Source organism: Burkholderiales bacterium (genome assembly GCA_035518095.1).
GTDB lineage: Bacteria > Pseudomonadota > Gammaproteobacteria > Burkholderiales > JAHFRG01 > JAHFRG01.
The window spans coordinates 1-23574 of record DATIXX010000045.1 but is presented as its reverse complement, the minus strand read 5'-3'; the positions used below and the strand labels follow the sequence as shown (position 1 = coordinate 23574).

The 23574-nt window shown below is 55.3% G+C and carries 22 protein-coding genes, 1 tRNA gene and 1 pseudogene; 21 read left to right on the top strand and 3 right to left on the bottom strand.

The window, feature by feature from the left end; all coding sequences use genetic code 11:
- Positions 1-4 precede the first annotated feature (4 nt).
- Both VLV32_08465 and VLV32_08460 read right to left on the bottom strand, forming a co-directional pair.
- Positions 5-1321: a TRZ/ATZ family hydrolase gene (locus tag VLV32_08465; GenBank protein HUL41919.1), complete on the bottom strand. Its 1317-nt coding sequence runs from the start codon at positions 1319-1321 to the stop codon at positions 5-7.
- A gap of 64 nt (positions 1322-1385) precedes the next feature.
- The gene (locus VLV32_08460) at positions 1386-2126 is read right to left on the bottom strand and encodes an OmpA family protein (protein ID HUL41918.1); all 741 of its coding nucleotides are present in this window, start codon (positions 2124-2126) and stop codon (positions 1386-1388) included.
- Positions 2127-2382: 256 nt separating this feature from the next.
- Between VLV32_08460 and gyrA the strand changes: the two genes are divergently transcribed.
- The 18 genes and pseudogenes from gyrA to rlmD all read left to right on the top strand — a co-directional run bounded on the left by gyrA (position 2383) and on the right by rlmD (position 21800).
- Complete coding sequence (gyrA, locus tag VLV32_08455) at positions 2383-4944, top strand: DNA gyrase subunit A (GenBank protein HUL41917.1); 2562 nt, start codon at positions 2383-2385, stop codon at positions 4942-4944.
- Positions 4944-6053, top strand: a complete 1110-nt coding sequence (gene serC, locus VLV32_08450; protein HUL41916.1) for a 3-phosphoserine/phosphohydroxythreonine transaminase — start codon at positions 4944-4946, stop codon at positions 6051-6053. The genes gyrA and serC overlap by 1 nt, the downstream gene beginning before the upstream one ends.
- Positions 6046-7230, top strand: a complete 1185-nt coding sequence (locus VLV32_08445; GenBank protein HUL41915.1) for a phosphoglycerate dehydrogenase — start codon at positions 6046-6048, stop codon at positions 7228-7230. Before serC ends, VLV32_08445 begins: the two co-directional genes overlap by 8 nt.
- A 16-nt stretch (positions 7231-7246) precedes the next feature.
- On the top strand, positions 7247-8311 hold the full coding sequence (pheA, locus tag VLV32_08440; GenBank protein ID HUL41914.1) for a prephenate dehydratase: 1065 nt from the start codon (positions 7247-7249) through the stop codon (positions 8309-8311).
- A gap of 107 nt (positions 8312-8418) precedes the next feature.
- Entirely contained in the window at positions 8419-9516 is a 1098-nt protein-coding gene (hisC, locus tag VLV32_08435) for a histidinol-phosphate transaminase (protein HUL41913.1), read from the top strand.
- Position 9517: 1 nt separating this feature from the next.
- The gene (locus VLV32_08430; GenBank protein HUL41912.1) at positions 9518-10393 is read left to right on the top strand and encodes a prephenate dehydrogenase/arogenate dehydrogenase family protein; all 876 of its coding nucleotides are present in this window, start codon (positions 9518-9520) and stop codon (positions 10391-10393) included.
- Positions 10394-10397: 4 nt separating this feature from the next.
- Positions 10398-11702, top strand: a complete 1305-nt coding sequence (gene aroA / locus VLV32_08425) for a 3-phosphoshikimate 1-carboxyvinyltransferase (GenBank protein HUL41911.1) — start codon at positions 10398-10400, stop codon at positions 11700-11702.
- Positions 11703-11705: 3 nt separating this feature from the next.
- A complete protein-coding gene (gene cmk, locus VLV32_08420; GenBank protein HUL41910.1) occupies positions 11706-12380 on the top strand; it encodes a (d)CMP kinase in 675 nt (224 codons plus the stop codon).
- Between the two features lie 88 nt (positions 12381-12468).
- Positions 12469-14187 (top strand): 30S ribosomal protein S1, encoded by a 1719-nt coding sequence (gene rpsA / locus VLV32_08415; GenBank protein HUL41909.1) that lies wholly within the window; start codon positions 12469-12471, stop codon positions 14185-14187.
- A gap of 10 nt (positions 14188-14197) precedes the next feature.
- Positions 14198-14470 (top strand): annotated as a pseudogene (locus tag VLV32_08410) (integration host factor subunit beta).
- 91 nt (positions 14471-14561) lie between these two features.
- Positions 14562-14840: a LapA family protein gene (locus VLV32_08405; GenBank protein ID HUL41908.1), complete on the top strand. Its 279-nt coding sequence runs from the start codon at positions 14562-14564 to the stop codon at positions 14838-14840.
- 53 nt (positions 14841-14893) lie between these two features.
- Complete coding sequence (lapB, locus tag VLV32_08400) at positions 14894-16069, top strand: lipopolysaccharide assembly protein LapB (protein HUL41907.1); 1176 nt, start codon at positions 14894-14896, stop codon at positions 16067-16069.
- Positions 16066-16770 carry an orotidine-5'-phosphate decarboxylase gene (gene pyrF / locus VLV32_08395; GenBank protein HUL41906.1) on the top strand — a complete coding sequence of 235 codons (705 nt, stop codon included), beginning with the start codon at positions 16066-16068 and terminating at the stop codon, positions 16768-16770. Before lapB ends, pyrF begins: the two co-directional genes overlap by 4 nt.
- Complete coding sequence (gene rfaE1, locus VLV32_08390) at positions 16767-17729, top strand: D-glycero-beta-D-manno-heptose-7-phosphate kinase (protein HUL41905.1); 963 nt, start codon at positions 16767-16769, stop codon at positions 17727-17729. The genes pyrF and rfaE1 overlap by 4 nt, the downstream gene beginning before the upstream one ends.
- 12 nt (positions 17730-17741) lie before the next feature.
- Positions 17742-18731, top strand: a complete 990-nt coding sequence (gene rfaD / locus VLV32_08385; protein ID HUL41904.1) for an ADP-glyceromanno-heptose 6-epimerase — start codon at positions 17742-17744, stop codon at positions 18729-18731.
- A 77-nt stretch (positions 18732-18808) separates the two neighbouring features.
- On the top strand, positions 18809-19696 hold the full coding sequence (gene cysM / locus VLV32_08380; GenBank protein HUL41903.1) for a cysteine synthase CysM: 888 nt from the start codon (positions 18809-18811) through the stop codon (positions 19694-19696).
- Positions 19697-19699: 3 nt separating this feature from the next.
- Positions 19700-20479: a 3'-5' exonuclease gene (locus VLV32_08375; GenBank protein ID HUL41902.1), complete on the top strand. Its 780-nt coding sequence runs from the start codon at positions 19700-19702 to the stop codon at positions 20477-20479.
- A gap of 34 nt (positions 20480-20513) precedes the next feature.
- On the top strand, positions 20514-21800 hold the full coding sequence (rlmD, locus tag VLV32_08370) for a 23S rRNA (uracil(1939)-C(5))-methyltransferase RlmD (GenBank protein HUL41901.1): 1287 nt from the start codon (positions 20514-20516) through the stop codon (positions 21798-21800).
- Between the two features lie 41 nt (positions 21801-21841).
- Here rlmD and VLV32_08365 read toward each other — a convergent pair whose 3' ends face one another.
- Positions 21842-22531: a Bax inhibitor-1/YccA family protein gene (locus VLV32_08365; protein ID HUL41900.1), complete on the bottom strand. Its 690-nt coding sequence runs from the start codon at positions 22529-22531 to the stop codon at positions 21842-21844.
- A 118-nt stretch (positions 22532-22649) separates the two neighbouring features.
- Here VLV32_08365 and VLV32_08360 point away from each other — a divergent pair, with 118 nt between their 5' ends.
- From VLV32_08360 to VLV32_08350, 3 genes are all read left to right on the top strand, one after another.
- Positions 22650-22784 (top strand): hypothetical protein, encoded by a 135-nt coding sequence (locus VLV32_08360; protein ID HUL41899.1) that lies wholly within the window; start codon positions 22650-22652, stop codon positions 22782-22784.
- Position 22785: 1 nt separating this feature from the next.
- Positions 22786-22875, top strand: a tRNA-Ser gene (locus tag VLV32_08355).
- A gap of 329 nt (positions 22876-23204) precedes the next feature.
- A complete protein-coding gene (locus VLV32_08350) occupies positions 23205-23462 on the top strand; it encodes a YtcA family lipoprotein (protein ID HUL41898.1) in 258 nt (85 codons plus the stop codon).
- The last annotated feature ends 112 nt before the right edge of the window (positions 23463-23574 follow it).

The window sequence follows — 23574 nt, the reverse complement described above, 5'->3', positions numbered from 1 at the left end:
GCTTTTATGCTACACCGATTTTTTCCTGCCAGTAACGCGTTTTAGCCGCAATGTCTTCCTCGTCAAGCGTGGTAAGCTGACGGTTATCGAGCAGCAACCTTCCATTAACCCAGACGTGGCTTACCTGATCGCGTGCTGCGGTATAAATTAAATGCGATACGGGGTCGAAGCAGGGTGAAAGCTCAAGGCTCGAAAAATCGACTGCGGTGATGTCAGCCAATTTGCCCTGAGTCAGCGAGCCGATTTTGCCGTCCAAGCCCAAGGCTCGGGCGCCGTTAAGAGTAGCCATTTGCAGAGCTTGATGGGCGGGAAGAGCATCGGCACTGCCGCTTACGGCCTTTGCGAGTATTGCGGCAAGACGCATTTCCCCGAACAAGTCCAACCGATTGTTGCTTGCAGCGCCATCCGTACCGAGCCCGACGTTAATGCCGTGACCCAGCAATGATGCGACCGGCGCAAGGCCACTGGCAAGTTTCAAGTTGGACGACGGGCAGTGAGCGACGCTGCAGGATTGGCTCGCCAGCAACTCGATATCTTGCGGTGTCACGTGCACGGAATGCACGGCAATGAAACTTGGGCTCAACAGACCGAGCGCGTGCAGCCGCTGCAGGGGACGCAGTTTATATTGCGCCAGGCTGCGCTGAATTTCGTCCTGTGTTTCCTGCACGTGGATATGTATCGGCAGGTCCAGCTGCTGCGAGTAAATGAGCAGTTTCTCAAATGTCTTGTCGCTTACGGTATAAGGGGCATGCGGCGCCATGCAAAATGTCAGCAGCGGCTGCTGACGCAATTCATCGCGAGTAGCTAGGCCCTTGTTGAGGTAATCCTCGGGGTCACCGGCATAGTTGCTGGGAAACTCGATTACGATGATGCCGATCGCCGCGCGCATGCTCGCGGAGAGCACCGCCTTTGCGGCCGCCTCAGGAAAGAAATACATGTCGTTGAAGCAGGTGATGCCACCGCGCAGCATCTCGGCGCAGGCGAGCAGCGTCCCGTCCCGCACGAATTGCTGCGACACATGCTTGGCTTCAGCCGGCCAAATATGCTGATTCAGCCAGTCCATCAGCGGCAGGTCGTCCGCGAGGCCGCGCATCAGAGCCATCGCCGCATGAGTGTGCAGATTGACGAGCCCGGGAATAAGCGCATGGTTTTGCAGACGCACCTCCTGTTTTGCCTTAAAGCGCTCGCGTGCTTGAGCTGTAGGCAATACCGCATGTATGGTTCCATTGCTGATAGCAACGGAATGCCTTGGCAAAACTTCGGGCGGTTCGACCGGAATGACCCAACCGGCATCGATCAGAGTGTCGACGATTGGCAGCACATGCATCCTATAAAATAAAAAAGCCCTGCGCAAGGCAGGGCTTCCATTGTAACTGCGTTTGTTTTTATTGTCCTTCGGGGATCACGGCTGTCACGTCGACTTCCACGCGGCGGTCAGGCTGCAGGCACTGGATCAGCTCCTTGCGCTTCATGTGTTTGCATTGATCCAAGGTTACTACCGGCTCGGTTTCGCCTTTGCCAATAGCGCTGATCTTATGAGCGTGAACGCCGTGCTCAACCAGGAATTTTTCCACCGTTTCTGCGCGCTGCTCGGACAACTTCTGGTTGTAGGCATGCGAACCAATCGGATCGGCATGGCCCGTCACGGTGAGCGTTTCATACTCGGCGTTTTGCAATTTGGCTGCGAGTTCGGAAAGCCTTTGTTCGCCGGCAGGGCGCAACTGCGCTTTGTTGAAATCAAACAAGGCATCCGCAGAAAGCGTGATATGTTGCGGCGCCGGTGGCGGCGGTGGCGGGGGTGGCGCTTCTTCCGGGGGCGGAGGCGGCGCCTCTTCGACCACGGGCGCTGGAGCCGCTTCGCACAGTTCTTTCGGCATCAGGTCCTTGTCACATTCGCAACCGATGGGGAACTGGGCGCCGGGGCGTATATATTCTTCAGCAAGCTTTTGTGACCAATAGCCGGTTCTCCAGCATAGGCCGGCCCCACTGCGGGCCAGTTGACCACGTTGATCAATTACATAGGGAACCGGAGTGGCTGAAGTTTGCGCCAGAGCTGCATAGGCAGCTAAGCCCGATGCCGCTACTGAAGCCGCCACAAAAACGAGCTTTAAAAGTCGTCGAGTCATATTTCCTCCTCTTTTATTAATGGCTTGAAGCTAATCGTTGATCGACTGTGGATTGGATGGAGAGTGATGGGCTTTGCAATTCGGCATATTAATTCAATCTCCTGGTTTTGGCAATTTTTACGCGGTCGTCTTTGAAGTCAATGAGTCCGCATCGCACGGCACGCGCTGCTTGGCCCTAAAGGGTTGCGCATGATAAAATTTCAAATTTAATTTTCGCGTTGTATGCCGAGAAATTCGTCTAAAAAGCCCGCGCTTCATGGACCAATTCGCCAAAGAAACTTTGCCGGTTAGCCTCGAAGAAGAGATGCGCCGCTCGTATCTCGACTACGCGATGAGCGTCATCGTCGGTCGCGCATTGCCTGACGTGCGCGATGGTCTGAAACCCGTGCACCGCAGGGTACTGTTTGCAATGCATGAAGCCAATAATGTGTGGAACCGCCCCTATGTGAAGTGCGCGCGCATCGTCGGTGATGTGCTGGGCAAATATCATCCGCACGGAGATGCCGCGACTTACGAAGCCCTGGTACGCATGGCTCAGGATTTTTCAATGCGCTACACGCTCATCGACGGGCAGGGCAACTTCGGATCAGTGGACGGTGACGCACCGGCGGCGTACCGCTATACCGAATGCCGCATGGACCGGATTTCCTCCGAAATTCTGGCCGACATCGACAAGGAAACGGTGGATTTTGCACCCAATTACGATGGCAAGGAACAGGAACCCGCGGTTTTGCCGACCAAGGTGCCGAACCTGCTGGTCAACGGTTCGTCCGGAATCGCGGTGGGGATGGCGACCAATATTCCACCCCACAATCTGAAAGAAGTCGTCGACGGCTGTCTTTTGCTTCTCAAGAACCCGCAAACCGAGCTCAATGAATTGATCGAATTGATTCCGGCGCCGGATTTTCCGACCGCCGGCGTGATATACGGCGTATCCGGCGTGAAGGAAGGGTATCGCACGGGCCGCGGGAGAATAGTAATCCGCGCGCGCACGCATTTTGAGGATTTGGAGCGAGGTAATCGCCAGTTGATTATTGTTGACGAGCTTCCATACCAAGTAAACAAGGCCGCCCTGCTCACGAGAATCGGTGAGCTGGTACGTGACAAAAAAATCGACGGCATTTCCGATTTGCGGGATGAGTCGGACAAGTCAGGCATGCGGGTGGTTATTGAACTCAAGCGCGGAGAGAACCCCGAGGTGGTGCTGAATAACCTGTATAAGGAAACGCAGCTGCAGGACACCTTCGGCATGAATATGGTGGCGCTGGTGGACAATCAGCCGCGATTGCTCAATCTCAAGGACCTAATTGAATCGTTCTTGCGTCACCGTCGCGAAGTGGTGACGCGGCGCACCGAGTTCGAATTACGCAAAGCGCGCGAGCGCGCACATATCCTGGAAGGATTGGCGGTAGCGCTCTCCAACGTGGATGAAATCATCAGCCTCATTAAGAGCGCAGAATCCCCGCCCGCGGCAAAGGCGCAGTTGATGGCGCGGCATTGGCGTTCCAAGCTGGTCGAAGAAATGCTACGCCGCGCCAGCTCAGATGCTTCGCGTCCCGACGGACTCGGCGCGGAATTCGGCCTGCGCAAGCAGGGCTATTTCCTGTCTGATGCACAGGCACAGGCGATTTTGGAACTACGCCTTCAGCGTTTGACCGGCCTGGAGCAGGAGAAAATATTTACAGAATACAAGGACGTGATGGAAAAAATCACCGATCTTACGGATGTGCTGGTGAAGCGGGAACGCATCACCCGCATCATCGCCGACGAGCTCACGGCGATTAAGGACCAGTACGGCGACGACCGCCGCAGCGAGATCGTGGTGGACACGCAGGACCTGGCAATGGAAGACTTGATCGCCTCAGAGGACATGGTGGTCACCTTGTCACACGGCGGCTATATGAAATCGCAGCCGGTTGCGGATTACCGGGCGCAGAAGCGCGGCGGGCGCGGCAAGCAGGCGGCGACCACCAAGGACGACGATTTCATAGACAATTTGTTCATCGCCAATACCCACGACTACATTCTGTGCTTTTCGAACCGCGGCAGGGTCTACTGGCTCAAGGTTTACAATGTGCCGCAGGGCAGCCGTGCCAGCCGCGGCAAGCCCATTGTTAATCTCGTACCATTGATGGAGCACGAAAAGATCACCGCGGTTTTGCCGGTCAAGGAATTTGACGATCAGCACTTTGTATTCATGGCGACTGCCAATGGCACGGTCAAAAAGACCGCGCTCTCCGCGTTTTCGCGGCCGATGTCCAAAGGCATTATTGCGGTAAATTTAGAGGACGGCGATTATCTGGTTGGAGCTGCGCTCACGGACGGCAAGAGAGATATCATGTTGTTTTCGGACGGCGGCAAGGCGATGCGTTTCGCTGAGCATGAAGTACGTTCAATGGGCCGCAATGCGGCCGGCGTGCGCGGTATGAAGCTGGGAGCGGGTAAGCACGTAATTTCACTACTCACCGCGCAGGACGAAACCCAGTCGGTACTGACGGCGACCGAAAACGGATTTGGCAAACGCACTCCGATCGCTGAATACACGCGACACGGACGCGGCACGCTGGGCATGATCGCGATTCGTACAACCGAGCGCAACGGCAAGGTGGTGGCGGCAACACTGGTAAATAAAGACGATGAAATAATGTTGATTACCACCGGTGGCGTGTTGATCCGAATGCGTGTTTCCGAAATCCGGGAAATGAGCCGCTCAACCCAGGGTGTGCGGCTGATCGACCTCGGGGACGGTGAAACGCTTGCGGTTTTGGGAAAGGTTGTGGAACGGGATGAAGAAAACAACGGAGAAGGAAACCCGTGATGAACGACGTAAAAGCATATAACGCAACAGCTCGCGTCTACAATTTCAGTCCCGGACCGGCAGTGCTGCCGCGAGAGGTACTGCAGTGCGCGCGCGAAGAAATGCTGGATTGGCACGGCAGTGGGATGTCAGTTATGGAAATGAGCCACCGCGGCAAGGAATTCACGACCATCATCCGCCGCGCGGAAGCTGATTTACGCGAGCTGATGCGCATTCCGGCTCATTACAAGGTACTGTTCCTGCAAGGCGGCGCCAGCTTGCAATTTGCCATGGTGCCGGTCAACCTATTGCGCGGCAAGAACTCTGCCGACTATATTTTTTCCGGTGAATGGTCAAAAAAGGCGATCGCCGAGGCAAAAAAATTTTGCGCAGTAAATGTTGCGGCCACCTCCGAGGATGCTGGATTTACCTATGCGCCGGGGCAAGAGCAGTGGCGGCCTGATCCCGACGCAGCCTACGTGCATTACACGCCCAACGAAACCATCGGCGGCGTGGAGTTTCACTGGGTTCCAGAGACCGGTGAAGTTCCGTTGGTGGCCGACATGTCGTCGAACATACTGTCGCGCGCAGTGGACGTAAGCCGTTTCGGGTTGATTTATGCGGGGGCGCAGAAAAACATCGGGCCGGCAGGGTTGACCATCGTCATAATACGCGAGGATTTGATGGGGGGCGCGCTTTCGGGCATGCCTTCGATGCTGGACTATAAAGTTCATTCGGACAACGATTCCATGTACAACACCCCGCCTGCTTACGCGATTTACATCGCCGGGCTCAATTTCCAGTGGTTGAAAAAAATCGGAGGCATCCCCGCGATGGAAATGCGCAACATTGAGAAATCGACGGTGCTTTACGATTTTCTCGACACCAGCCGGTTTTTCAGCAATCCGGTGCGGAAAAGCGACCGTTCACGCATGAATGTTCCGTTCAGGCTAAAAAATACCGCGCTGGAACAAGAATTTCTGAATCAGGCGCAAGCGAGAGGGCTGGTGCAACTTAAGGGGCATCGTTTAGCGGGCGGCATGCGCGCGTCCATTTACAACGCGATGCCCCTGGAGGGCGTGCAAACCCTGGTAGAGTACATGCGAGAATTCGAAGCGCAATATGCCTGAGGCGTATCACATCCTCATGCTTGGCCAGGTTTCGGCGCGTGGCCTAAAGCGCTTTCCGCACAATTATGTCGTGAGCGATCAGGTGAATGAACCGGATGCCATCCTGGTGCGCTCGCAAAACATGCACGAGATGGTGATTCCGTCCACAGTCAAGGCGATCGCGCGCGCCGGCGCCGGCACCAACAACATTCCGGTCCAACGGATGAATGATCGCGGTGTGCCGGTGTTTAATGCTCCTGGGGCGAATGCCAACGCAGTGAAAGAGTTAGTGATTGCAGCCATTCTGATAGCTTCGCGCAACCTGGTGCAGGCGATTCGTTTTGTGAATACTCTTCAGGGCGACGACGAAACATTGGGAAAGAAAGTAGAAGAAGGGAAGAAACAGTTTTCGGGTTTCGAGCTCCCGCATCGTTCGCTCGGCATCATAGGACTCGGCGCGATCGGCGGCATGGTTGCGGACGCAGCGATCAAGCTTGGCATGCGGGTTATCGGTTTCGATCCGGAAATCACCGTGGAAGCGGCGTGGAGCGTGCCGTCGCAGGCGAAGAAGGCGCACAGTATCGATGAATTACTTAAATACAGTGACTTCATTTCGCTACATGTCCCGCTGGTGGATGCGACAAAGAACATGATTGACGCCAACCATGTCAACAAAATGCGCCAGGGCGTGGTCTTGCTGAATTTTGCGCGCGACGGCCTTGTGGACGAGGACGCAGTGCTGGCGGCGCTGGGTTCGAAAAAAATCAGGTATTACATGTGCGACTTTCCATCCGCCAAGCTTAAGGACCAGCCCGGCGTCGTGGCGCTGCCGCATTTGGGCGCCTCAACTCAGGAAGCCGAAGACAATTGTGGAGTAATGGTGGTAGACCAGGTGCGGGATTACCTTGAGAACGGCAATATATTGAACGCGGTGAATTTCCCCAATGTGATCATGATGCGGGAATCGCCGTACCGCGTGGGAATAGCCAATGCCAACGTGCCCAACATGGTGGGGCAGATTTCCACCACCATGGCACAGGCGGGACTTAACATCCATAACATGATGAACAAATCAAAAGGCGCGATGGCTTATACCCTGGTGGATGTGGACAGCCCGGTGTCGGGGAAGGTTATCCAGCAAATCGCAAGCATTTCCGGCGTTCTTTCGGTGCGTAATCTGCCGGCGCAGGTGAAATAACCCGGCTGATCAAATCGTGAGTGACGAGCTTAAAAAATTGCGGGCAAGCATCGATGCGCTGGATCAGCAGATGCTCGAGCTCCTCAATCGCCGCGCCGCACATGCCCGTTCCATCGGGCGGCTCAAGAACGGTGCCGTCTACCGCCCTGAGCGCGAAGCCCAGATCTTGCGGCGTATTAAAGACGCCAACTCCGGCCCGCTATCCGATGAGACCGTAGCGCGACTATTCCGTGAAATTATGTCCGCCTGCCTGGCGCTGGAAAAACCGATGGCAGTCTCTTACCTCGGGCCACAGGGAACGTTCAGTGAAGCTGCCGCTATCAAGCATTTTGGCCACGCTGCGCATGCCGTAGCCTGTGCTTCAATAGACGAAGTGATGCACAAGGTGGAAGCCGGTGAAGTGGACTACGCGGTGGCCGCGGTGGAAAATTCTACGGAAGGCGCGGTAGGCCGGACTCTGGATCTGATGCTTGCCACTCCGCTCAAAATTTGCGGCGAGGTGGTGTTGCGCGTGCACCAGCATTTGCTGCGCAAGACCAAAGGCCTCAAGAACGTCAAACGGATTTACTCACATGCGCAATCGTTCGCTCAATGCCACGAGTGGCTGAACCTGAACCTTCCGAATGTACAGCGGGTGCATGTTGCGAGCAACGCCGAGGCCGCGCGTCTTGCGGGCAAGGATAAGGCAAGCTGCGCGATCGCGGGAGACATGGCAGCGGAACGCTATAACCTCAACGTCCTGACTTCGAATATCGAAGACGAGCCCAACAATACTACGCGTTTCTGGATACTCGGCGTGTACGATGCAGAGCCGTCCGGTAAAGACAAAACGTCGCTGGTGATGTCCAGCAAAAATATTCCGGGAGCGGTGCATCAATTGCTGACTCCGCTTGCACATTATGGCGTAAGCATGAGCAAGCTCGAGTCGCGCCCGTCGCGTACGGGTCTTTGGGAATACGTTTTCTTTGTTGATATCGAAGGCCACCAGAAAGAAGAAAATGTGGCGAAAGCGCTTGCTGAACTGGCTGATAGGGCCGCTTTCTTGAAAATCCTCGGATCGTACCCCGCCGCGGTGCTTTAATTCGTGAACCGTAAACGGTGATCAGTGAACAGTGATATGCCAGGATTTGCAACTGTTTTATTGCACGATTTACCCTTCACCGTTCGATTTTCACCGTTAACGCTATGATGGACTTATGTGAACTGGCTCCTCCCTATATCCGCGCTCTGGCGGCTTACCAGCCGGGGAAGCCCATTTCCGAGCTCGAGCGCGAGCTGGGGCTGAAAGACGTCATCAAGCTCGCATCCAACGAAAATCCCCGGGGCGCGAGTCCCAAGGCGCTTGCCGCAATTCGCGAGGCATTATCGGATATCGCGCGCTATCCGGACGGCAATGGATATACCCTGAAGCGGGTCTTGTCCTCGCGGCACGAAATTCATCCCGAACAGATTGTGCTGGGCAATGGCTCAAACGATGTGCTGGAACTCGCTGCGCGCGCATTTCTCGCTCCCGGAACACAGGCCGTTTATTCGCGGCATGCTTTTGTAGTGTATCGCCTGGCAACGCAGGCATGCGGCGCACAGGGGGTCGAAGCGCCGGCAAAAAATTTCGGTCATGACCTGGATGCAATGTTACAGGTGACAAATGCGCAAACGCGCATTGTGTTCATCGCCAATCCCAATAATCCCACCGGCACGCTGTTGTCCGTCCCAGAGCTGCAGGCTTTTTTGCAGCGTCTCCCCCAGCAAGTATTGGTGGTTCTGGACGAGGCCTATAATGAGTATTTGCCGGATGAGCTGAAAACTCCCGGCGCGGCCTGGCTTAAGCAATTTCCCAATCTGATTATTACACGTACTTTTTCCAAAGCTTACGGCTTGGCCGGACTGCGGGTAGGTTACGCAATGGCGCACGCGCAAGTCGCTGACCTCATGAACCGCGTGCGCCAGCCCTTCAATGTCAGCAGTGTCTCCCAAGCGGCTGCGATTGCGGCGCTCGACGATCAGGAGTTCGTCACGCAAAGCTACCAGCTCAATCAACGGGGCATGATGCAAATCACGCAAGGCTTTAAGCGATTGGGAATCCGTTTTATTCCATCCTACGGAAATTTTGTGTGCTTCTTTGCCGGTGATGCCAAGGCCCTGTATCAAAACTTGCTGCAACGCGGGGTCATCGTCCGTCCCATCGGCGATTATGGGATGCCGGAGTGGCTGCGGGTAAGCATCGGCCTGCCCGAAGAGAATGAAAAATTTCTCAAAGCATTGCAATTGGTTCGCGAAGCAGCGTGACATGGCGAAATTACAATTAGGCAAAGTGGTGATATTCGGCGTGGGGCTGATAGGCGGCTCATTTGCCCTGGCACTAAAGCGCGCGGGCTTGGCCAAGCACGTGGTCGGCGTAGGACGAAGCCGCGCCAATATGGAAAAAGCGCTGCGGCTCGGCGTGATTGACGAAGCGTGTGACGACGCGGCCCAAGCAGTGCCGGGTGCCGACCTGATTATGCTGGCGCTGCCCGTAGGACAAATGCGCCGGGTGATGTGCGAGCTTGCGCCGCGTTTAGAGCCTCATACTATGGTAACGGATGCCGGCAGCACCAAGCAGGATGTGGTGGCTTTTGCGCGTGAATGCCTGGGAGCGCACCTTGCGCGATTTGTGCCGGCCCACCCGGTTGCTGGCGGGGAACAGAGCGGAGTAGGCGCGGCGAGTTCCGAGCTTTTTGTTAACAAGAATGTGGTGGTGACGCCACTGGCGAGAACCGACGGCAAGGCGTTAAAACGGGTCAAGGATTTGTGGAAGGCCTGCGGCGCGCGTGTAAGGCAAATGACGCCACGCCAGCACGATGAGACCTTTGCCGCGGTGAGCCATTTGCCGCATCTGCTCGCCTACGCGCTTATGGACACGATCGCAGCAAAACCCAATGCAGCCAAGTTGTTTAATTATGCGGCAAGCGGCTTCCGCGACTTTACGCGCATTGCCGGAAGTTCTCCGGAAATGTGGCGCGATATAGCCATGGCCAACCGCAAAATCCTGCTCAAAGAACTGGCGGCATATCAAAAACAATTGAGCCGCATCGCCGGCCTGATGAGAAAAAGCGACGGGACTGCGCTGGAAGAAATCTTTACCCGCGCTCGCAGCGCGCGCGCGAGATGGCTGCTGGATAAATAATAAGATGTCTTTCGATTATCGGGTCGAACCCGGCGGCACACTTTCGGGCACGTTGCGCGTACCGGGCGACAAGTCCATTTCCCACCGCGGTATCCTGCTGGGTTCGATCGCTGAAGGCGCGAGCGAAATCAGCGGATTCCTTGAAGCCGAAGATACACTTGCTACGATTAACGCGATGCGTGCCATGGGCGTGCGCATCGACCGTCCTGCAAGAGAAAAAGTCCGGATTTACGGGGGAGGATTGCGCGGGCTGAAAGCCCCTAAAAAAGTACTCGATTGCGGTAACTCGGGCACCTTGATTCGCCTGCTGTGCGGCTTACTCGCCGGCCAGTCTTTCAACTGTGAATTGACGGGAGACGATAGCTTGCGCAAGCGGCCAATGGAACGCATAACGGCTCCTTTGCGCGAAATGGGAGCGGACATCGTCGCAGGTGAAAACGGCACTCCGCCGCTCAAGCTCAGAGGCGTCTCCGAGTTGCGCGCAATCAATTACACGATGCCCGTGGCCAGTGCCCAGGTGAAATCCGCGCTTTTGCTTGCAGGTCTTTATGCCAGAGGCCGTACCTGCGTCGTCGAGCCTGCGCCTACGCGAGATCACACCGAACGCATGCTGCAGGGCTTTGGTTATAGCGTCCAGCGTGAAGGTAACACCGCTTGCATCAAAAGCGGCGGAACATTGAAGCCGACAAATATCAATGTGCCGGGCGATATTTCTTCGGCAGCATTTTTCATGGTCGGTGCAAGCATTGCGCCGGGTTCCGATATCACGCTAACTCATGTCGGGGTCAATCCCACGCGCACCGGAGTGATTGAGATTTTGCGCTTGATGGGAGCGGATATTAGTTTATTCAATCAAAGCAGCGCAGCGGGCGAAGCGGTAGCGGACGTGCGGGTGCGCCATTCCCGCCTCAAGGGCATCGTGATTCCACGCGGGTTGGTGCCGCTCGCCATAGATGAATTTCCGGTTTTGTTCGTCGCCGCAGCCTGCGCAGAAGGCGAAACGGTGCTCACCGGCGCTGAAGAGCTGCGAGTCAAGGAAAGCGACCGAATCCAGGTAATGGCGGAGGGACTGCGCCTGCTGGGAATTGTCGCCCGGCCTGCCGCGGACGGTATGCGTATCCGGGGCGGGGACTTTTCAGGAGGGGCGATTGAAAGCCATTCCGATCACCGCGTAGCCATGGCATTTGCCGTGGCCGGACTGCGCGCTGCTGGTCCGATCATCATCCGCGATTGCGCCAACGTAGCGACTTCTTTTCCCGGCTTCTGCGCATTGGCGCAGAGTGTGGGGCTAAAGATCAGCGAGGTATAAGGAGTGAGCGACGAGGCGAGCCAGCCGCCGGTGATTGCGATTGACGGACCGTCGGCCTCAGGCAAGGGCACGGTGGCGCAGCGAGTCGCGCGCGAACTGGGATTTCATTATCTCGACAGCGGCTCGCTGTATCGCCTCGTTGCGCTGGCTGCGCGAAAGCGCGGCGTGTCGCTCAATGATGAAGCGGCGCTGGCAGCGCTGGCGCAAACGCTTCGGGCGGAATTTCAAGGCGACGAGATTATCTTGGAAGGCGTGCGCGTAACGGAGCAAATCCGTGCTGAAAATTGCGCATCAGACGCTTCCAAAGTGGCCGCATTCCCTAAAGTAAGGCAGGCTTTGCTGAGCATGCAGCGCGCATTCCGCGAACGACCAGGCTTGGTCGCTGAAGGCCGCGACATGAGCTCGACAGTATTTCCTGACGCGAAGCTTAAGGTGTTTCTCACCGCGAGTCCCGAAGTACGCGCCGGGCGCAGATATAAACAGTTGAAGGAAAAAGGAATGTATGCTAGCATTCCAACCCTTTTGCAGGAAATTAAGGAGCGCGATGCGCGCGATAGCGAACGCCCGGTTGCGCCCCTGCGACAGGCCGCCGGCGCCGGTTTGCTGGATACCACCGCGCTCACTGTAGAGCAAGCGGTTGCAGAGGTTATTACAAGGTATCGCGCTCTCGTAATTTGATTTTTTTGAGTGCTTGAAGTTTGCCAGAACTTAAAGCTGATTTTAACCAACCCCTCGTCAACAGGACGGGATTACAGGTGTTAGTTTAATGATGGTTACTGCTTCCACGGCTTCAGACAGCTCTGAAAATTTTGCCGCGTTATTCGAAGAAAGTTTGTCACGCCAAGAGATGCGCGTTGGCGAAGTCATCACCGCTGAAGTAATTCGGGTGGATACAAATTATGTGGTGGTGAATGCCGGCCTTAAATCGGAAAGCTTTATTCCGGTAGAAGAATTTCACAACGATAAAGGTGAAGTCGAAGCTAAACCCGGTGACTTTGTGGAAGTTGCAATCGAGGCTTTGGAAGACGGCTATGGGGAGACGCGGTTGTCGCGCGAGAAAGCCAAGCGGCTCGCAGCCTGGCACCAGCTCGAAGTGGCTCTTGAGAAGGGAACTCTGGTTCACGGATTGATCAATGGCAAAGTAAAAGGCGGGCTCACGGTCATGGTAAACGGCATCCGCGCATTTTTGCCCGGCTCGTTGGTGGATATCCGCCCGGTTAAGGACACGAATCCTTACGAAGGCAAGGATATGGAATTCAAGGTGATCAAGCTCGATCGCAAGCGCAACAACGTGGTGGTCTCGCGCCGCGCGGTGCTTGAGGCAAGCCAAGGCGCCGAGCGCCAGGCGTTTTTGCAAAGTTTGCAGGAAGGCGCGGTGGTCAAAGGCGTGGTAAAAAACATTACCGATTACGGCGCATTTGTAGACCTGGGGGGTATCGACGGCTTGCTGCACATCACTGACCTGGCGTGGCGCCGCGTGCGTCACCCTTCCGAAATCCTGTCCGTCGGCGATGAAGTCGAAGCCAAGGTACTCAAGTTCGACCAGGAAAAGAACCGCGTGTCGCTGGGGCTTAAACAGCTGGGCGATGACCCCTGGGTCGGGCTTTCCCGCCGCTACCCACAGGGTACGCGACTTTTCGGCAAGGTGAGCAACCTGACCGATTACGGCGCATTCGTTGAAATCGAGCAGGGCATCGAGGGCTTGGTGCACGTGTCCGAGATGGACTGGACCAATAAGAATGTTCATCCGTCCCGAGTGGTGCAGCTCGGGGATGAAGTGGAAGTGATGATTCTGGAAATTGATGAGGAACGCCGCCGCATTTCCCTGGGAATGAAACAGTGCAAGCCCAATCCATGGGAAGAATTCGCTCACAATCACAAGAAGAGTGACCGGGTACGCGGGCAAATCAAGTCAATCACCGATTTTGGAATATTCATCGGCCTGCCGGGCGGCATAGACGGGCTGGTACACCTGTCAGACTTGTCGTGGACTCAGCCGGGTGAAACCGTGGCACGCAATTACAAAAAAGGCGATGAAGTTGAAGCGGTAGTGCTTTCCATCGACGTTGAACGCGAACGTATCTCTCTCGGCATCAAGCAGCTGGACGGCGATCCCTTCACCAGCTATATCGCAACGCACGACAAAAACAGCATGGTGACCGGAAAGGTGAAGTCGATTGATCCCAAGGGCGCTGTGATTGCGCTGGACAGCGACGTGGAAGGGTACTTGCGCGCGTCTGAAGTGTCGCGGGATCGTGTTGAAGATATCCGCACCCATATTAAGGAAGGCGATGAAGTCAAGGCGATGATCATCGGCATCGACCGCAAGAATCGCAATATTAATTTATCGATCAAGGCAAAAGACCTGGCTGAAGAAACAGAAGCAATGTCGAAAATGGCAACGGAGGGCGCCGCCAATACCGGTACCACTAATCTTGGTGCGCTGCTAAAAGCAAAACTGGATGTTAAAAATACCGAACAATGAAGGAAAAACCATGACAAAGTCCGAGCTGATCGTAAAATTGGCAGGGCGTTATCCGCAGCTGGTGGCAAAAGACGCGGAACTCGCCGTAAAAATGATATTGGACGCTATGACAAAAAGCCTGGCGCAAGGTAGCCGCATCGAAATCAGGGGGTTCGGCAGCTTTGGCCTGAACTACCGCCCGCCGCGTACCGGGCGCAACCCCAAATCAGGGGAGAGAGTGAAAGTCCCGGAAAAATACGTGCCGCATTTCAAGGCGGGCAAGGAATTGCGTGAGCGGGTTGATAGTAAAAAATAAAAAGCGTTGCTGTTAGCCAATCAAAGGCGGCATTCGGTGACATGCCGCCTTTGTTACATATGGATTTCTGCGCGCATATATGCGATACGTCTCGTGGTTCTTTAAAATTGTCTTATTTCTGCTACTGCTTGGCTTTGCGGTAAAGAATACCGAAACTACAGTATTGCATTACTACCTGGGATATGAATGGCAGGCGCCGTTGGTTTTGATCCTGCTGGTTTTCTTCTGCGTCGGCGCGGCAGTCGGAATTATGGCCAGCGTAGGCTACATCGTCAGGCAAAAACGCAAGATGCGGGCGCTGCAGCGCGAGCTCAAGCTGAAAGATCGAGAAAACGAGCATGCCGTGCATGAAGTCTGATTTCGCCAGTCCGATATTGCTGTATCCATTAATTTCCCATTTTGAAAATCGGCATGGAAATTGAATTCTGGTGGCTGCTCGCATTTCCGCTGTTCTTCGGTCTGGGCTGGATTGCCGCGCGCATCGACATCAAGCAATTGCTTTCCGAGTCGCGCGCACTGCCCATGTCCTATTTCAAAGGGCTGAATTTTTTGCTTAATGAGCAACCCGATAAAGCGATAGAAGCGTTCATTGAAGTGGTCAAGGTAGACCCGCAAACGGTGGAGCTGCATTTTGCCTTGGGCAATCTGTTCCGGCGGCGTGGTGAAGTGGAGCGCGCCATACGCATGCACCAGAACCTGGTGGAACGCGCCGACCTGGGGCAGGAGCAGAAGCTCAATGCAATGTTTGAGCTGGCTAAAGATTATCTCAAGGCCGGGCTGCTTGACCGCGCGGAAGAATTGTTCACCAAATTGCAAAGTACGCCTCACGCGGAGCCGGCGTCAAGGCATCTCCTGGAAATTTACCAGCAGGAAAAGGACTGGTCAAAATCGATTCAGATTGCGCAACAGCTTGATAAAATCACCAATCAATCGTACCAGAAGGAAATCGCCAATTTTTACTGCGAGCTGGCGGCCAATGAAATTATGCATTCCAGGGCCCAAAATGCCAGACCACACTTGGAGGCGGCATTGGCGACTCACCGCAAATGCGTGCGCGCCAGCATTTTGCTGGGCGACTTGGAAATGCTCGAAAAGCAGTATGAAAAAGCTATTGCGGCCTGGAAACGCATCGAATCACAGAATCCCGCTTATCTTTCCCAGATAGCGGAAAAGCTTCTCGATGCTTACCGGCAATTGGGCAAGACGGATGAAGGGCTGCAATTGCTGCGCGGCTATCTTTCCAATTATCCTTCGCTGGATCTGTTAAATGTGGTGTTTCAGGCAACTCTAACGCGCCAGGGCGCGGAGCCTGCGTATCAGCTTGTGCGTTATGAAATGAAGCGCGCGCCTTCCTTACTTGGCTTGGACAAGCTGCTGGAAGCGCAAATGCTCGAGGCGCCGCTCGAGCGACGCCATGATTTGGAACTGATGAAGAATTTAGTGCATAGCCACACTCGTGGTCTGGCCATGTACCGTTGTGAAAATTGCGGGTTCCGGGCGCGGCAGTTTTATTGGCATTGCCCGGCTTGCGGCGGCTGGGAGACCTACCCGCCGCGCAGGACCGAAGAGGACGAACTGGCGGCATGAATGAACCCCGCACCATTGTCGCGTTGGATTTTGCCGACGCGCAATCGGCTTTGCAGTTCGTGAACAAGGTCGAGCCTCAAGCGTGCCGCTTAAAGATAGGACAAGAACTGTTCACTTCCGCCGGTCCGCAGCTTGTTGAGCAGCTGGTGCGGCGCGGATTCGGCATGTTCCTGGATTTGAAGTTTCACGACATTCCGCATACGGTTGCCCAGGCCTGCAAAGCAGCTTCAAGGCTTGGCGTGTGGATGCTCAGCGTGCATGCGCTGGGTGGCAGCTCCATGCTTACCGCGGCACGCGAAGCTGTGGGCGGTGTTCTGCCGCGGCCGCTGCTGATTGCAGTCACGGTCCCGACCAGCATGGGACGCGAAGAGCTCGGCCAGCTGGGAATTAGCGGCGAGATCGATGGTGCCGTGTTACGGCTCGCACGCGTTGCGCATCAATGCGGGGCCGATGGCGTGGTATGTTCGGGGCGTGAAGCGCGTGAGTTGAAAAAGCATTTTGGCCCGGAATTCTGCGTGGTCACACCCGGCATCAGGCTGGCGCAGGTTAATCATGACGACCAGTTGCGCGTGGTGACGCCGCGCCAAGCCGTGCTCAACGGAGCTGATTATTTAGTGGTTGGCCGGCCGGTGACGCGGGCGGCCGATCCGCTGCGGGCTTTGCACGAAATCAACAGGGAAATGTCAGGAAGCCAAGCATGAGAGCACGAACGAATGCCGGCGCGCTGGCCGGAGTTGATTTTCACGCCATGAGTAAAGCGCGCGTGCTGGTGGTTGGCGATGTGATGTTGGACCGTTACTGGTTCGGCGATGTGAGCCGCATTTCCCCGGAAGCTCCGGTGCCGGTGGTGAAGATCGAACGGACAGAGGAGCGTCCGGGCGGCGCCGCCAACGTGGCACGCAACGTCGCGGCGCTCGGCGCGCAAGCGGAATTGCTTTCGGTAATAGGCAATGATGAAGCAGGCGCCTGCCTGGAACGTCTGTTGCGCGCTGAACAAATCCCTTCGCTGCTGCACCGTGATAATGCGATTGCCACCACCGTTAAGTTGCGCGTCATCGGGCGTCAGCAGCAATTGTTGAGGGTTGATTTCGACATCCAGCCCAGCCACGAAGTGTTGGTGTCGAAGCTCGCCGACTTTGAAAAGAAGCTCCCATCCTGCGACGTAGTTGTATTGTCTGATTACGGTAAAGGCGGTCTAACGCATATCGCGAAAATGATAAGCATGGTGAAGCGGTCCGGGAAGCCGGTGCTGGTTGATCCCAAAGGAGACGATTTTGATCGCTACCGCAACGCCACGATTCTTACCCCAAACCGGGCGGAATTCCGACAGGTTGTCGGAGGATGGAAAAACGAGCGCGAGTTTGCGGAAAAAGCCCGTCAACTCATCGAAAAGCTGAAATTACAAGCATTGCTGATTACACGCAGCGAGGAGGGCATGACCCTGTTCAGCGATCGAAAAATGGTGAATGTGCCCGCCCAGGCCCGGGAAGTATTTGATGTCAGCGGTGCGGGCGATACCGTCATCGCGGCGTTGGGGGTGATGCTGGCAAGCGGAGCGGATTTGCAGGATGCGGTGCGTATCGCGAACCGCGCCGCAGGCATTGTGGTCGGCAAACTTGGTACCGCGGTAGTGCACCGGGAAGAGCTTTTTGCGAGTTAAGGAAAACAGGCCATGTACACGGTTGTAACGGGAGCCGCCGGGTTTATCGGTTCAAATCTGGTGAAAGCGCTAAATCAGCGCGGAGAAACCGACGTCCTTGCCGTGGATGAGTTAAGACCCGCCGATAAATTCGCCAATCTGGTTGATTGCGAAATCGCAGACTTCCTTGAGAAAGACGCTTTTCTCGAGCGTTTGATGGAAGGCGATTTTGATGACACTATCAGCGCCGTTCTGCACCAGGGCGCGTGCACGGATACCACCGAGAGCGACGGCCGCTATATGCTGCAAAACAATTACCGTTATTCTGCGCAGTTGCTGGATTATTGCCGCGACGAAGATGTGCCTTTCATTTATGCCTCCTCGGCCGCGGTCTACGGCGCGGGCAAGGTATTCAAGGAAGCGCGCGAACATGAAATGCCGCTTAATGTTTACGGCTATTCCAAGTTTTTGTTCGATCAGATGGTGCGGCGCAGACTGGATGAACGCAGTGCGCAGGTCGCCGGCCTGCGCTATTTCAACGTATACGGCCCGCGCGAGCGCCACAAGGGAAAAATGGCATCTGTGGCTCTGCATTTTTTTGATGAATTCCGAGCCTCCGGAAATGTTAATTTATTTCACGGCAGCGGGGGCTATACAGACGGCGAGCAACGGCGTGACTTCGTATCCGTCGAGGACGTAATAAAGGTTAATCTGTTTTTTCTGGATCAACCCGGGATATCCGGGATTTTCAACGTGGGCACCGGGGCGTCTCAGACCTTCAACGATGTCGCGGTGGCCACCGTCAACGCCTGCCGGAAAAGGACACCCCAATTGACTCTAAAGCAAATGCAGGGACAGGGTATTATTCGTTACATACCGTTCCCGGAAACACTGCAGGGAAAATACCAACATTACACCCAGGCCGATATCAGCGCCTTGCGCAGCGCGGGGTACGAGGAGCCGTTTTTGACCGTAGAGGAAGGTGTCGCACGTTACGTCGAGTGCTTGCTGGGTCAAATTTAGGCGCGCTTCCTGATGCAGTTTGCAAATTCGGGCGCGGCATTGGCTATGATATAAGTGTGGCATTTTGAGAGTACCGCATGTATAAAACCATCGAGCAGTTCGTGGGCGATACGCCGCTGGTCATGCTGAAGCGGATTCCAGGGAATACGACCAATACCGTCCTGGTCAAGTTGGAAGGCGACAATCCTGCGGGGTCGGTGAAGGACCGCCCGGCGCTTTCGATGATCACGCGCGCGCAGGCGCGCGGTGACATTAAACCGGGTGACACCTTAATCGAGGCGACCAGCGGTAATACCGGAATCGCGCTGGCGATGGCCGCAGCGATGATGGGTTACCGAATGATTCTAGTGATGCCCGAACATTTGAGCCTGGAGCGGCGCCAGACGATGAAGGCCTTCGGCGCGGAATTTGTGCTCACGCCGGAAAAAGGAGGCATGGAGGCGGCGCGGGACACCGCCGAACGCATGCGCGATGAGGGGCAGGGCATCATACTTGATCAATTTGCCAATCCGGATAATCCGCTGTCCCACTACGAGGGTACCGGGCCCGAAATATGGCGCGATACCCAGGGCAAGATCACGCATTTCGTAAGCAGCATGGGCACAACCGGCACTATCATGGGCTGCTCGCGTTTTTTCAAGGAAAAGAATCCGGCGATCCAGATTATAGGCTGTCAGCCTACCGAGGGTTCGCAGATACCCGGCATTCGCAAATGGCCTGAACAGTATCTCCCCAAGATATTCGACCGCAGGCGGGTGGACCGCGTGATAGAGGTAAGCCAGCGGGATGCGGAGGAAATGACGCGCAGACTGGCCCAAGAAGAAGGCATCTTCGCAGGCATCTCTTCAGGCGGCGCGCTTTGGGCGGCGCTGCAGGTTTCCGCTGAAGCAAAAAACGCGGTGATCGTATCAATCGTGTGCGATCGCGGGGACCGCTATCTATCCACCGGCGTATTTCCGGCGTAATTGATGACGCCAGTCCTTGCTTTCGACATCGAAACAGTTCCTGACATTGAGGGCTTGCGCGGTCTTCACGCGCTCGATCCCGAGCTGCCAGCGCATCAGATTGCCGAAATGGCGTTTCAGCAGCGCCGCCAATCGAGCGGCAGCGATTTTCTGCCGCCGCATCTCCAGCGTATAGTGGCGATCGCCTGCGTCTTGCGCGACAAGGACGGTTTCACGGCCTGGTCTCTGGGCGACGCAAAATCCACAGAGGCCGATCTGATCCGGCGCTTTTTCGAAGGAATCGAAAAATATACTCCGCAGATGGTTTCCTGGAACGGCGGCGGTTTCGATTTGCCGGTATTGCATTACCGGAGCCTGATCCACGGCATTCCTGCCGCGCGCTACTGGGACATGGGCGAGAATGACAAGGAGTTTAAGTGGAACAATTACATCAGCCGGTACCATCTGCGCCATTTGGATCTAATGGACTTGCTCGCGCTTTACCAACCCCGCAATAATGTTCCACTGGATGAAATCGCGAGGCTCATTGGATTTCCAGGCAAACTGGGCATGGACGGGTCAAAAATATGGGAGGCATACCAAAAAGGCAAAACCACCTCGATTCGCAATTACTGCGAGACGGACGCCGCGAACACGTATTTGCTGTATTTGCGCTTTCAGCTGGTGCGCGGGGCGTTCAGTAATGAGCAGTACCGGCGCGAATGCGAACTGGTGCGGGCAAGCCTAAGCAAAAGTCCGGAGGCGCACTGGCGCGAATTTTTGAGTGAATGGCGCGCCGCCTAAATTCTAGGGTTCGCGATTGTCATCCGAAGCCGTCATTGAATCCCTGGATCAGGAAGGTCGCGGCGTGGCGCATGTTGCCGGCAAGGTTGCCTTTATCGAACATGCGCTGACGGGCGAAGCGGTCGTTTACTCGGCTTATCGCAAAAAAACAAACTGCGAGTTTGGCAAAGCTGAGCGCATTCTGCGCCCAAGCTCCATGCGGATTGCACCGCGCTGCCGCTACTTTGGAATTTGCGGCGGCTGCAGCTTGCAACATCTTGACGCAAAAGCCCAGGTGGCTGCGAAACAGCGCATACTCGAGGACACTCTTTGGTACATCGGCAAAGTCAAAGCAGAAACGCTGCTGTCGCCGATCTACGGGCCGGATTGGGAGTACCGGCACAAGGCGCGGTTTGCTGTGCGCCATGTTTCGAAGAAAGGCGGCGTGCTGGTGGGCTTTCACGAGAAGCACAGCAGCTTTGTTGCCGATATGCAAAGCTGCGAAATCCTGCCGCGAAGGATTTCGGAACTGATTAAACCGCTGCGCGTGTTAATTGCCTCCTTATCCCTGCGCGAGCGAATACCGCAAATCGAATTGGCGGTCGGAGAAGCGGCGGACGTGCTGGTGTTGCGCGTTTTGGACGAATTGAATAGCGCAGACGAGGAATTGCTTAAGAGATTCGCCGATTATCATGGGGTATATTTTTACCTGCAGCCGGCAGGTCCCGAATCCGCGTACGCTTTTTACCCTGATAATAGGCCCGGGCTTTATTACACGCTTCCCGAGTTCGACTTGGTCCTGGCGTTTCATCCGACCGACTACACCCAGGTCAATCACGCCATGAACCAAGTGCTGGTGCGCCGCGCTATGCAATTGCTGGATCCGGGTCCGGGCGAGCGGATCGCTGATCTATTCTGCGGCCTGGGAAATTTCGCTTTGCCTGCAGCGCGCCGCGGGGCGGTGGTGGTGGGGATAGAAGGCGGGGCGGAACTCGCGCGGCGTGCTGAAGAAAACGCTGCGCATAATGAATTGACCGAATTAACCGATTTCCATGTCGCAAACCTGTTTCAAGCCACCGAAGCCTCATTGGCCGATTACGGCAGTTTTGACAAGATGTTGCTGGATCCGCCGCGCGATGGCGCAGTAGCGGTGGTGAAAGCGCTGGGGGAGCGCGCACCATTGCGCATCGTCTATATTTCCTGCAATCCCGCGACGCTGGCGCGGGACGCAGCGGTGCTGGTGCATGCAAAGGGCTACCGGCTCGAAGCGGCGGGAGTGATAAACATGTTCCCGCATACCTCGCATATCGAGTCAATCGCTCTGTTCGAGAGAGCCAAATAAAAAGGGCGGCCGAAGCCGCCCTTTTTAAATTAAGAACGAGTTCAATCCCGCTGTCCGGAGAATGCCAGCAGCAAATTCAGCAGATTGATGAAAATATTATATATGTCGAGATAGATCTTGAGAGTGGCCATGACGTAGTTGGTTTCGCCGCCGTGTATGATTTGGCTTACGTCATACAGGATATAGCCCGAGAACAAAAGAATTATCAGCGCCGAAAGCGTCATGGATGCGGCGGGAATCTGGAAAAACAAATTGGCGATTGAGGCAACGAACAGCAGAACCAACCCGACCAGCAGGAACTTGCCCATGAAGCTGAAATCCTTCCGGGTGAAAGTCGCGATTCCCGCGAGAGTAAAGAAAATTACCCCGGTTCCGCCGGCAGCTATTCCTATCAGTTGCCCGCCGTTTCTGAAGTGCAGAGCGTATTGCAGCATCGGCCCCAGCCACCAGCCCATTACAAAAGTAAAAGCCAGCAGCAGTACTACCCCCCAGATGCTGTTGCGCGTTGCGCCCACTGCAAACATCAATCCGAACATCGCCGCCAGCATCAGCAACGGACCCGCGATCGGATGCTGCGCCAGGAACGTAAAATTGGTTGCGGTGCCGACTGTCGCGCCGATCACCGTTGGAATCATGGTCAAGCCCAGCATCAAGTAGGTGTTGCGCAGCACCTTGTGCTGGACCAGAGCCAGTTCTGTTGATGGTACGGTTGCTTGTATATCCGGTTGCATTAAGACTGCTCCTCGAAAATTAGCTTGAGCACATGCTCAGCGCTTAAGACTACTCGGCCGCACCGAAAGTTTCAAGCCGTGAAAAACGTAACTTAGACAAAACAAAGCGTTAGGATTTATGATGCGCACTAAAGGAGAGTTGGCAGAGTGGTCTATTGCGGCGGTGTTGGAGCATGCGCAGCCTGCTCCAATGAAGGCAAACCTGCTTGCAGGTTATGCCGGAGCTAAAACCGTTTACGCTAAAAATGGATAACGGAAGGTTGGCCGAGTGGTTGATGGCACCGGTCTTGAAAACCGGCAGGGGCGCAAGCCTCTCGTGAGTTCGAATCTCACACCTTCCGCCAACATATTGTCGGGGGTTCGAATCCCTCACTCTCCGCCAATAAGAGTAATAACTAATTGTTCAATAAATTATATTGGAAGCAATGGCGCCGCATGCCACAACGTCTCGCACACTCATGTACCGCGTCCTTATCGCGATGGAGTTTCATTAGAGGCATCGGTACTTATGCGATTATCCCATGTACGCTTCCGTAATTGTCCAGAGCGACTGCGCCGCGCATACAGTTGAGTCGAACACATTATTCTTGGAGAATTAAGAGGGCGCCGCGTTTGTCGCAAGAAGCATAAATGTGTGTCGTTCGGCGTACTTAGCTGATTGAGAGAACAAGCTATGAAAAAGCGCGGCTTGGCAATCTTAGCAAGCTCACTGCTAACGGGTTGTACGCTTGCGCCCTCCATCAGCGTGCTTGGCGCGTACTTTCCGGACTGGCTGTTCTGCATCGTCGCCGGTGTCAGCCTCACCGTGATCGTTCACGTAGTCCAGAATAAGACGAACCTTGGGTCTTGGCTGACGCCAATGGCATTGACCTATCCGGCATTGACCGCGCTGTTTTCGCTTGCTGTATGGCTGATCTTCTTTCAAAACTGAAAGCCCGGCGCGACTCACATGACGACGACTCCCGACACATCGCGCAAGAAAAAAATACCCGCGATTGCTCTGACGCTGCTCGCCTTGTTGCTGCTCCTCTTTGTCATCTGGC

What these genes read in the sequence shown, in the direction of transcription:
- VLV32_08460 (HUL41918.1), bottom strand. Translation starts at nt 2,126, where the DNA reads ATGACTCGACGACTTTTAAAGCTCGTTTTTGTGGCGGCTTCAGTAGCG.
- gyrA (HUL41917.1), top strand. Translation starts at nt 2,383, where the DNA reads ATGGACCAATTCGCCAAAGAAACTTTGCCGGTTAGCCTCGAAGAAGAG.
- serC (HUL41916.1), top strand. Translation starts at nt 4,944, where the DNA reads ATGAACGACGTAAAAGCATATAACGCAACAGCTCGCGTCTACAATTTC.
- VLV32_08445 (HUL41915.1), top strand. Translation starts at nt 6,046, where the DNA reads ATGCCTGAGGCGTATCACATCCTCATGCTTGGCCAGGTTTCGGCGCGT.
- hisC (HUL41913.1), top strand. Translation starts at nt 8,419, where the DNA reads ATGGACTTATGTGAACTGGCTCCTCCCTATATCCGCGCTCTGGCGGCT.
- VLV32_08430 (HUL41912.1), top strand. Translation starts at nt 9,518, where the DNA reads ATGGCGAAATTACAATTAGGCAAAGTGGTGATATTCGGCGTGGGGCTG.
- aroA (HUL41911.1), top strand. Translation starts at nt 10,398, where the DNA reads ATGTCTTTCGATTATCGGGTCGAACCCGGCGGCACACTTTCGGGCACG.
- rpsA (HUL41909.1), top strand. Translation starts at nt 12,469, where the DNA reads ATGATGGTTACTGCTTCCACGGCTTCAGACAGCTCTGAAAATTTTGCC.
- VLV32_08405 (HUL41908.1), top strand. Translation starts at nt 14,562, where the DNA reads ATGCGATACGTCTCGTGGTTCTTTAAAATTGTCTTATTTCTGCTACTG.
- lapB (HUL41907.1), top strand. Translation starts at nt 14,894, where the DNA reads ATGGAAATTGAATTCTGGTGGCTGCTCGCATTTCCGCTGTTCTTCGGT.
- pyrF (HUL41906.1), top strand. Translation starts at nt 16,066, where the DNA reads ATGAATGAACCCCGCACCATTGTCGCGTTGGATTTTGCCGACGCGCAA.
- rfaE1 (HUL41905.1), top strand. Translation starts at nt 16,767, where the DNA reads ATGAGAGCACGAACGAATGCCGGCGCGCTGGCCGGAGTTGATTTTCAC.
- rfaD (HUL41904.1), top strand. Translation starts at nt 17,742, where the DNA reads ATGTACACGGTTGTAACGGGAGCCGCCGGGTTTATCGGTTCAAATCTG.
- cysM (HUL41903.1), top strand. Translation starts at nt 18,809, where the DNA reads ATGTATAAAACCATCGAGCAGTTCGTGGGCGATACGCCGCTGGTCATG.
- VLV32_08375 (HUL41902.1), top strand. Translation starts at nt 19,700, where the DNA reads ATGACGCCAGTCCTTGCTTTCGACATCGAAACAGTTCCTGACATTGAG.
- VLV32_08365 (HUL41900.1), bottom strand. Translation starts at nt 22,531, where the DNA reads ATGCAACCGGATATACAAGCAACCGTACCATCAACAGAACTGGCTCTG.
- VLV32_08360 (HUL41899.1), top strand. Translation starts at nt 22,650, where the DNA reads ATGATGCGCACTAAAGGAGAGTTGGCAGAGTGGTCTATTGCGGCGGTG.
- VLV32_08350 (HUL41898.1), top strand. Translation starts at nt 23,205, where the DNA reads ATGAAAAAGCGCGGCTTGGCAATCTTAGCAAGCTCACTGCTAACGGGT.